This window comes from Streptomyces sp. NPDC056361, assembly GCF_042262805.1.
In the GTDB taxonomy this organism is placed as follows: domain Bacteria; phylum Actinomycetota; class Actinomycetes; order Streptomycetales; family Streptomycetaceae; genus Streptomyces.
On record NZ_JBHJQI010000099.1, the window covers coordinates 21,907 to 30,975 of the forward strand.

Genomic DNA, 9,069 nt, shown 5'->3' on the forward strand with positions numbered 1-9,069 from the left:
CCGGCTACGCGCCTTCCTTGAGGACCCTCGTGACGAGGGCCCGCTGGGCGTCGGTGAGGCGGGGGTCGCAGCAGCGGACGGTGACGCCGTCGACGGTGATCTCGTAGGAGAAGCCGTCGGGGACGCCCCGGACGTCGCCGTCGCCGTCCGCGAGGACGGTGGCGGCCAGGGACTCCAGTTCGGGGTCCGGGGCCACCACCTCCGCCGACCGCTCGATGCCCGCGAAACCGCCGGTGCGCCGCACTCGAATTCGCATGGGCCCTGTCTACCAGCCGGTCAGTCGGTGGGCACCCCCACCGCCGTCCACGCCTTGAGGACGGCCTGGATCTCCTCGCCGTCGCCGTACCGGGCGCGGGCCGCCGCCACCGTGGCCGCCGCGAACTCGGAGAACCGGGTCTCGGGGGTGAGGGTGCCGCCGGTCATCACGTCGTACCAGATCTGCCCGGCCCGCTCCCAGGCCTTGCCGCCGAGCTCGGTCGCGACCAGGTAGAAGGCGTGGTTGGGGATGCCGGAGTTGATGTGCACCCCGCCGTTGTCGCGGCCCGTGCGGACGTAGTCGTCCATGTGGCCGGGCTGCGGGTCCTTGCCGAGGACGTCGTCGTCGTACGCGGTGCCCGGGGCCTTCATGGAGCGCAGCGCGGCGCCCTGGACGTTCGGGTGGAAGAGGCCCTCGCCGATGAGCCAGTCGGCCTGCTCGGCGCTCTGGTCGAGGGCGTACTGCTTGACGAGGGAGCCGAAGACGTCGGAGACCGACTCGTTGAGGGCGCCGGACTGGCTGAAGTACTCCAGGTTCGCCGTGTACTGGGTGAAGCCGTGGGCGAGTTCGTGGCCGATGACGTCCACCGGGAGGGTGAAGTCGAGGAAGATCTCGTCGTCGCCGTCGCCGAACACCATCTGCTCGCCGTTCCAGAAGGCGTTGCCGTAGTTCTCGTCGTAGTGGACGGAGGCGATCAGCGGCAGTCCTGAGCCGTCGATCGAGTCGTGCCCGAAGGCGTTCATGAAGAGGTCGAAGGTGGCGCCGAGGCCGGCGTAGGCCCGGTTGACGGTGGCGTCGGCGACCGCTTCCTCGCCCTCGCTCCGGACCTTGGTGCCCGGCAGGTCGGTGCCGCGCGCGCAGTCGTGGACGGTGCGGTGGGGCTTGCCGGCGTCGCCGGGGGCGAGCGTCGGGGCGGCGCCGGGCAGCGGCAGCACGCGGAACGTGCGGGCGGCGGCGTCGGCGACCAGGGTGCGGCGGGCGGCGGCGGCGACGGCCGGGTTCGAGGAGCGGGCCAGGTGCTCCAGGAGGTGGGGCGGCACGATCGAGCAGAAGGCGGACGTCTGGGGAGTCATCCCAGCAATGTGGCACTGCGTGGTGCGACTGTCACGAGGAGAGACGAAGATTGGCGAAATGGAGTGATGAGTCACCTTTCGGGCTTGACGCGACCGCCGTCCCGCATACTGAAACAGGACGTCCGCCTTCCACGGACCTGGGCTATGGTGACGCCCATCATGCGTTTCGGGCTGCTTCTCCTTAGCTGCCGCGGCGAGGGCCTGTAGTCGTAGGCCGACCCCCTCCCCGCGGGACCTGGTGTTGCGTTCGACAGTCGGCCGTCCCTCCCGTTGGACCCGAGGAGCCCTACGCAATGACCCAGTCGCCTTTCGTCAGCCGCCCCACGCCCGTCACCAACGCGACGCAGCTGCAGAAGCCGTCCGGCATGCCGATCCACAAGTACGGCCGGTACGAGGCCGTGGTCATCCCCGACCGCACGTGGCCCGAGCAGCGCATCACCAAGGCGCCCCGCTGGCTGTCCACCGACCTGCGCGACGGCAACCAGGCACTGATCGACCCGATGTCCCCGGCGCGCAAGCGCGAGATGTTCGACCTGCTGGTCCGGATGGGCTACAAGGAGATCGAGGTCGGCTTCCCGTCGTCCGGCGAGACCGACTTCGCGTTCGTGCGCTCCATCATCGAAGAGGGCGCGATCCCGGACGACGTCACCATCTCCGTACTGACCCAGGCCCGCGAGGACCTGATCGAGCGGACCGTGGAGTCGCTGGTGGGCGCCAAGCGCGCCACCGTCCACCTGTACAACGCCACCGCCCCCACGTTCCGCCGGGTCGTCTTCCGCGGTTCGAAGGAGCAGATCAAGCAGATCGCCGTGGACGGCACCCGCCTGGTCATGGAGTACGCGGAGAAGCTGCTGGGTCCGGAGACGACCTTCGGCTACCAGTACAGCCCGGAGATCTTCACCGACACCGAGCTGGACTTCGCCCTGGAGGTCTGCGAGGCGGTCTGCGACGTCTGGCAGCCCGGCCCGGGCCGCGAGATCATCCTCAACCTGCCCGCCACCGTGGAGCGTTCGACGCCGTCCACGCACGCGGACCGGTTCGAGTGGATGTCCCGGAACCTGACCCGCCGCGAGCACGTCTGCCTGTCGGTCCACCCGCACAACGACCGCGGTACGGCCGTCGCGGCGGCCGAGCTGGCGATCATGGCCGGCGCGGACCGCATCGAGGGCTGCCTGTTCGGGCAGGGCGAGCGGACCGGCAACGTCGACCTGGTGACGCTGGGCATGAACCTGTTCTCGCAGGGCGTCGACCCGCAGATCGACTTCTCGCAGATCGACGAGATCCGCCGCACCTCCGAGTACTGCAACCAGATGGAGGTCCACCCGCGCCACCCCTACGCGGGCGACCTGGTCTACACGGCCTTCTCCGGCTCCCACCAGGACGCCATCAAGAAGGGCTTCGACGCCATGGAGGCCGACGCGGCCGCCGCCGGCAAGACGGTCGACGAGATCGAGTGGGCGGTGCCGTACCTGCCGATCGACCCGAAGGACGTCGGCCGCTCGTACGAGGCCGTCATCCGGGTCAACTCGCAGTCCGGCAAGGGCGGCATCGCGTACGTCCTGAAGAACGACCACAAGCTGGACCTGCCGCGCCGGATGCAGATCGAGTTCTCGAAGATCATCCAGCAGAAGACCGACACCGAGGGCGGCGAGGTCACGCCGGCCGCGATCTGGTCCGTCTTCCAGGACGAGTACCTGCCCAACCCGGAGAACGCCTGGGGCCGCATCCAGCTGCGCTCCGGCCAGAGCACCTCGGACACGGACGGCACGGACACGCTGACCGTCGAGGCGGTCGTGGACGGCGTCGACACCGTCCTGACCGGCTCCGGAAACGGTCCGATCTCGGCGTTCTTCGCCGCGCTGCAGTCGATCGGCGTCGACGCCCGCCTGCTGGACTACCAGGAGCACACGATGAGCGAGGGCGCGTCCGCGCAGGCCGCCTCGTACATCGAGTGCGCCATCGACGGTCAGGTCCTGTGGGGCATCGGCATCGACGCCAACACGACCCGCGCGTCCCTGAAGGCGGTCATCTCGGCGGTCAACCGCTCCGCCCGCTGACCCGCACCGCGCCCGACGGCCGCCCCGCACCCCTCCTCGCGGAGGGTGCGGGGCGGCCGTCTCGTGTGAGCTGCGTCACGGTTTCAGGTTCGCTTAAGGAAGATCATCCCGGCATGCCGGAATCGGTGCCATATCAGGTGAGTTGACGGCACATCGGGGAATGGCGGAAGGTCGGCTCGTCCGTTCGGACACACCCCCCACGCGCCCTCTCCACACCTCCCTGACCTGGAGTTTCGTATGCGCACGACCGCTGCCGTGGCCGCCGTTCTCGCGGTGACCGGTGCCGCCCTCTCCTGGGCCCCCGCCGCTTCCGCCACGAACTCCACGGAGTGCGCGACGCATCCGCTCGGAACGGCCGGCCGGTACGCCGAGTTCGTCGAGAAGGACTCCACCCGCTACTCGGATTCCGAGGGCGCGGTCGCGGTCGGCGGCGACGCGTTCTTCGGCGACGCGAAGGTCGGCCAGGGCTTCTCCATCGGCCACAAGCTGACCGCCGCCGACCTGGCGAAGCTGCCCGGTGGCCACAGCCTCGTCGTCGGCGGCACCCTCCACGCCAACCAGGTCGTGATCAACAAGGGTTCCGGCGTGTACGGATCGCTCGACGACCGCTCGGTGAAGGGCGCGGGCTTCGCCGTCGACGGCCCGCACGCGAAGGGCGCCTCGCCGGTCGACTTCGGCAAGGAGTTCACCGGGCTGCGCGCGCTGTCCACCGGCTGGGCCGCGACGAAGCCCAACGGCACGGTCTCCACCTCCGGCGACGGCGTCTTCCTCACCGGCACCGACCCGAAGCTGAACGTCTTCGCCGTGAACGCCGCCGACCTGGAGAAGTTCCGCGCGATCACCCTGGACGTCCCGGTCGGCTCCTCGACCCTGGTGAACGTGCTCGGCACCTCGTACGACATGAGCACCTCGGCCACCTACGGCGTCTACTACAAGAACCTCGACGGCGGCGCCCCCGTCGTCGACGACTACGCCGTGCCGCGCGACGAGTACCGGCAGATCCGCTCCAAGCTGCTGTGGAACTTCCCGCAGGCCGAGAGCGTGAAGAAGAACTACACCTCGTGGCCGGGCACGATCCTCGCGCCGAACGCCAAGGTCGAGATGGGCGGCAAGAACGTCGGCCCCGGCCACGTCAACGGCTCCGTCATCGCCGAGGAGCTCGTCACCGTCCCCGGCGCCGAGACCCACCAGATGAACTTCACCGGCTGCCTGCCCGGCGAGCCGACGCCGGGCCCGGTCGTCACCCCCGAGACGCCGAAGCCGACCGACACCCCCGTCCCCACGCCGCCGGCCACCCCCGAGCCGACCCCCAGCGAGGGCGGCGCGACGCCGAGCGCCTCCGGGACGCCCGAGGGCTCCGCGTCCCCGTCCGCGCCCGCCACCCCGGGCGGGAGCACCACCGCCCCCGCCACCACCCCGGCGCCGTCCGCCACCCCGGAGGGTGATCTCGCGACGACCGGATCGGCCATCGGTCCGGGCGTCATCGGTGCCGCAGCGGCCGCGGTCGTCGTCGGCGGGGGCTTCCTGGCCTTCGCAAAGCGTCGCCGCCGCGCCTCCTGACGGATTCCGCGGGGTGACGTGTCTCGGCCAACTCCAGGGTGAAGTCCCGACGGGGTGCTGACGTCGCATCATGGATGTGGCTAACATCACGCCAACGCCGGCAGTGCAGCCGGGCCGTTGAGGAGGTGCGTGTGCGGTCTGCCCGGAATTCACGTGGTGGGAAAGTGGGCGTCTGCGGAATCCGCACCTCCTGGAACACCGTCGGAGACGGCGAGTTCTTCTGCGAGGAGTGCGGCGGCGACCGGAACTACCGGCGGCGCACCGGCCGCCGCAGGTTCGCCGTCCTGGGCGTCCCGGTCCTGCCCCGGGGCTGTACGGGCCCCGTCGTCGAGTGCGCGGCCTGTCACACGCACTTCGGCACGGAGGTCCTCGACCACCCGACGACGAGCCGCTTCTCGGCGATGCTGAGGGACGGCATGCACACCGTCGCGCTGGCCGTGCTCGCGGCCGGCGGCACCGACTCCCGCGCGGTCCTCGACCGGGCCGTCACCGCGGTCCGGTCCGCCGGCTTCACCGAGTGCACGGCCGTCCAGCTCGTCGACCTGGTCGAGGCCCTGGCGGCCGACACCGGGCGCTTCATGCCCGAGGTGAACCCGGAGGGCACGCTCCTCGCGATCGAGCTCCACGAGGCCCTCGAACCGCTCACCCCGCACCTCGCGCCCTCGGGGCGGGAGTCGATCCTGCTCCAGGCGGCGCGGATCGCCCTCGCCGACGGTCCGTACAGCCCCGCCGAGATGGAGGTCCTCGGGACCGTGGGGAACGCCCTCGCGTTCGCGCCCGACGACACCGTCCGCCTCCTCGACTCGGCGCGGACGGTGCCGTAGGCCCCGGGTCACGGGGCGATGTTCTGGTTGAGCCGGAACGTGTTGTCGGGGTCGTACCGGCGCTTCACGGCGCGCAGCCGGTCGTAGTTCTGGCGGTAGTTGACCCGGACCCGGTCCTGGTCGTCGGTGTCCATGAAGTTCACGTAGCCGCCCTCCTGGGTGTGCGGGCGCAGCGCCTCGTCGTAGGCGCGGGTCCAGGCGATGTTGTGCTCCGAGTCCGCCGGGTCGGTCCAGGTGCCGCCGAAGGAGTGCGAGAAGACGGCGTCCCGGTAGGCGAAGGCGGTGTCCTCCGGCCCCACCTCGTGGCAGGCCCCGTCGATCGGGAAGACGGCCGTGTCCGACTCCATCGACGGCATCGTCTCGCCGAAGGCCATGTGGGTCGCGACGGCGCCCTCGGAGAGCTCGCGACTGAAGTTGCCCTTCCAGTAGTGGTGGAGCCCCGGCGGCAGCTGCTCGTCGAAGAGGGTGTTGATCACCGGGTACGGCATCCGGTCCATGAAGCGGCCGACGACCGGGCCGAGCCCGTCCAGGAGGGCGAGGACCTTCTCGTCGTCCGCCGCCGGGCCGGAGAAGCAGGTGAAGGCGGCGCAGATCGGGCGGCCGTGCCAGCGCTCGGGCAGGAACGGTTCCTCCGGGCCGAGCGCGATCACGAGGATCGAGTTCAGCTCGACCGGCGCCGCCGTGACCATCGCCTGCCAGGCACGCGCCACGTCCCCGTCCAGGGGGTAGCAGGTGATCCCGCCGAAGACCACGTCGACGGGGTGCAGCCGGTACGCGAGCGACGTGGCGACACCGAAGTTCCCGCCGCCGCCGCGCAGCGCCCAGAACAGGTCCGCGTTCCGCTCGGCGTCGCAGGCCAGCAGCGTCCCTTCGGCGGTCACCACGTCCGCCGCGACCAGGTTGTCGCAGCTCAGTCCGCAGCGGCGGGCCAGGTGCCCCATGCCGCCGCCGAGCGTCAGCCCGCCGACGCCGGTCGTGGAGACCACCCCGCCGGTGGTGGCGAGCCCGAAGGCGTGGGTGGCGTGGTTGAAGTCGCCCCAGGTGGCGCCGCCCTCGGCCCGGGCCGTCCGGGCCTCCGGGTCGACCCGCACGCCCCGCATGCGGGACAGGTCGACCACGAGGCCGTCGTCCACGGTGCCGAACCCGGCGACCGAGTGGGCGCCGCCCCGCACGGCGAGCGGGAGCCCGTGCTCCCGGGCGTGGAGCACCGCCGCGATCACGTCGCCGGCGTCCACGGCGTGGACGACGACGGCCGGCCTGCGGTCGTGCAGGGCGTTGTAGACCCGCCGGGAGACGTCGTACGACGGGTCGCCGGGGGTCACGACGGTGCCGCGCACGGCACCGCGAAGCGTGTCCAGGGATGCGGTCGTGGTGGTCATGCCTCCGGTGTAGCCCCGCGGGGCCGGGCCGGGCATCGCCCGAACCGCCCATCGGCGGCCGGGACGGGAGTGGGCCGTACGGCCCACGGCGCGGGCGGCCCCGTCAGACCAGGTCGTGCGCGTACGCGTACGCCGTGGCGGCCGCGCGGGAGCCGACGCCGAGCTTGGCGAAGATGTTGTTCAGGTGGCGGGAGACCGTGTGCTCGCTGATCACCAGGGCGTGGGCGATGTCCCGGTTGGTGCCCCCGGCGGCGACCAGCCGCAGGACCTCCGCCTCGCGGGCGGTCAGCCCGCCCGGCAGCCGCCGCCGCTTCCCGCCGGAGAGCAGCGCCGCCGCCCGCCGGGAGTCCGGCACGGCCCCGAGCCGCTCGAACACGGCCCGCGCCGCCCCCAGTTCGAGGCCGGCCGCCTCCTCGTCGCCCGCCGCCCGGCAGGCCGCCGCGAGCAGCATCCGCACCTGCGCGGCCTCGTACGGCACCCGCAGCTCCAGCCACCCGGCGAGCGCCCGCCGCAGAAGCGGCAGCGCGGTCTCGCCGGAGGCCAGGGCGACCGCGCCGCGCGCCGTGTCCGCCATCGCCCGCAGCAGCGGTACGTCCCCGGCCAGCGCGTCCAGGGCCGTCGCCGCCTCCGCGGCGCCGGGCACGTCCCGGACGGCGAGGGCCACCTCCGTGCGGGCGGCGAGCAGCCGGGCCCGGCCCAGGAGGTCGTGGCGCGGGTCGCTCTGGCAGGCCAGCGCCAGCTCGACGCCCGCCACCGCCGCGTCGGCCCGGCCCTGCGCCAGGCGCAGCAGCGCGAGCCCCGGCTGCGGGATCCGGCCCAGCTCGTGCGCGTGCGCGTACGACACCGCCGCCGCGTCGAGCCGCCCCTGGCGCCGCTGCACGTCCCCGGCGGCGTAGTAGGCGGCCGCCGCCGACTCCAGGCAGTCCACCGGCACCTCCCGGCACGCCAGCCGCGCCTCCTCCTCCGCCAGGTCCCACGCCCCGACCAGGTCGAGGACCTGGACCCGGTGCGCCCGGCAGACGCCCCGGAAGGGGTTCTCTCCGGAGGGGACGGTCAGGGGGAGGGGCGCGGAGGCCCCGGGCGCGTCCGGGCCGCGGGCCGGGTCCGCCGACGGGCGGCCGGACCAGGGCGGCGCGCACCATTCCATGGCCGCGTTGGTCCACTCCACGGCGCGGCCGAGGTCGGCGGCCTCCATGCACTGGGTGAGGGCGAGGCAGTAGAGCCAGCCCGTGAACATGCCGGTGAGCTCGCCGGCCGAGACGGCGCACATGGCGTCGTCGAGGAGGGCGAGGGCCTGGGCGCGGCGGCCGTCGGCGAGGAGGACGGCGGCCTCGGCCTGCCGGCTCAGGGCGAGGAGGTCGGGGCTGCCGGAGCGGAGCGCGAGGCGGGTCATGCGGCGGGCGGCGGCGAGGGCTGCGGCGCGGTCGCCGTGCTGCTCGGCCTCCTCGGCGTCCGTCCAGGCGAGGAAGCACTGCTCGGGGCACGGCGGCAGGTCCTGCAGGTGGTGCCTGGCCCGGTGCAGCCAGCCCGCGGCGGCGGCGGGGCGCCCGAGGCCGGCGTACTCGAAGTGCAGCCACCAGGAGGCGAGCCCGGCGCCCCGGTGGTCGCCGGCGGCGAGGAAGGCGGCGTGCGCGCGGAGCCGGGCGGTGACGGACTCGTCGATGTGCCCCGACCACCAGGCGGCGTCGGCGAGCACGGACAGGTCGTCGGCGGTCAGTGCGCGGGACGGGTGCCGGTCGTGGGCGTGCAGCAGCGCGTACGCCTCCGCCCAGGACTCGCGGCCGGCGGCGTCCCTGGCCCGTTCGACCGCGTCGTCGTCGGCGGCCGTGCGACCGGTGCGGATCGTGGGTGCGGACATGGCTCTCGCCCCTTCCCGGTCCTTTCAGGGTAGGACCGGGAGCGCACGAGGGCCCCGCGACC

At 72.9% G+C, this 9,069-nt stretch carries 7 protein-coding genes; 3 read left to right on the forward strand and 4 right to left on the reverse strand.

The genetic code is table 11. The features are described from left to right. Positions 1–4: 4 nt before the first annotated feature. Both ACFCY7_RS27475 and ACFCY7_RS27480 read right to left on the reverse strand, forming a co-directional pair. Positions 5–256 (reverse strand): protealysin inhibitor emfourin, encoded by a 252-nt coding sequence (locus ACFCY7_RS27475; RefSeq protein WP_376488737.1) that lies wholly within the window; start codon positions 254–256, stop codon positions 5–7. Positions 257–276: 20 nt separating this feature from the next. Continuing rightward, a complete protein-coding gene (locus ACFCY7_RS27480) occupies positions 277–1,329 on the reverse strand; it encodes a M4 family metallopeptidase (RefSeq protein WP_376488738.1) in 1,053 nt (350 codons plus the stop codon). A 293-nt stretch (positions 1,330–1,622) separates the two neighbouring features. Here ACFCY7_RS27480 and leuA point away from each other — a divergent pair, with 293 nt between their 5' ends. The 3 genes from leuA to ACFCY7_RS27495 all read left to right on the forward strand — a co-directional run bounded on the left by leuA (position 1,623) and on the right by ACFCY7_RS27495 (position 5,770). Continuing rightward, positions 1,623–3,386: a 2-isopropylmalate synthase gene (gene leuA, locus ACFCY7_RS27485; protein ID WP_376488739.1), complete on the forward strand. Its 1,764-nt coding sequence runs from the start codon at positions 1,623–1,625 to the stop codon at positions 3,384–3,386. A gap of 237 nt (positions 3,387–3,623) precedes the next feature. Continuing rightward, on the forward strand, positions 3,624–4,946 hold the full coding sequence (locus ACFCY7_RS27490) for a choice-of-anchor A family protein (RefSeq protein ID WP_376488740.1): 1,323 nt from the start codon (positions 3,624–3,626) through the stop codon (positions 4,944–4,946). Positions 4,947–5,077: 131 nt separating this feature from the next. Further along, a complete protein-coding gene (locus ACFCY7_RS27495) occupies positions 5,078–5,770 on the forward strand; it encodes a TerB family tellurite resistance protein (RefSeq protein ID WP_376488741.1) in 693 nt (230 codons plus the stop codon). 8 nt (positions 5,771–5,778) lie between these two features. On the opposite strand, the gene ACFCY7_RS27500 is transcribed toward ACFCY7_RS27495, so the two are convergent. Together ACFCY7_RS27500 and ACFCY7_RS27505 are read right to left on the reverse strand one after the other, a co-directional pair. After that, positions 5,779–7,149, reverse strand: coding sequence for an FAD-binding oxidoreductase (locus tag ACFCY7_RS27500; protein WP_376488742.1), 1,371 nt, complete (start codon positions 7,147–7,149; stop codon positions 5,779–5,781). A 103-nt stretch (positions 7,150–7,252) separates the two neighbouring features. Next, positions 7,253–9,007, reverse strand: coding sequence for a LuxR C-terminal-related transcriptional regulator (locus ACFCY7_RS27505; RefSeq protein WP_376488743.1), 1,755 nt, complete (start codon positions 9,005–9,007; stop codon positions 7,253–7,255). Positions 9,008–9,069: the final 62 nt, after the last annotated feature.

What these genes read in the sequence shown, in the direction of transcription:
- ACFCY7_RS27475 (WP_376488737.1), bottom strand. Translation starts at nt 256, where the DNA reads ATGCGAATTCGAGTGCGGCGCACCGGCGGTTTCGCGGGCATCGAGCGG.
- ACFCY7_RS27480 (WP_376488738.1), bottom strand. Translation starts at nt 1,329, where the DNA reads ATGACTCCCCAGACGTCCGCCTTCTGCTCGATCGTGCCGCCCCACCTC.
- leuA (WP_376488739.1), top strand. Translation starts at nt 1,623, where the DNA reads ATGACCCAGTCGCCTTTCGTCAGCCGCCCCACGCCCGTCACCAACGCG.
- ACFCY7_RS27490 (WP_376488740.1), top strand. Translation starts at nt 3,624, where the DNA reads ATGCGCACGACCGCTGCCGTGGCCGCCGTTCTCGCGGTGACCGGTGCC.
- ACFCY7_RS27500 (WP_376488742.1), bottom strand. Translation starts at nt 7,149, where the DNA reads ATGACCACCACGACCGCATCCCTGGACACGCTTCGCGGTGCCGTGCGC.
- ACFCY7_RS27505 (WP_376488743.1), bottom strand. Translation starts at nt 9,007, where the DNA reads ATGTCCGCACCCACGATCCGCACCGGTCGCACGGCCGCCGACGACGAC.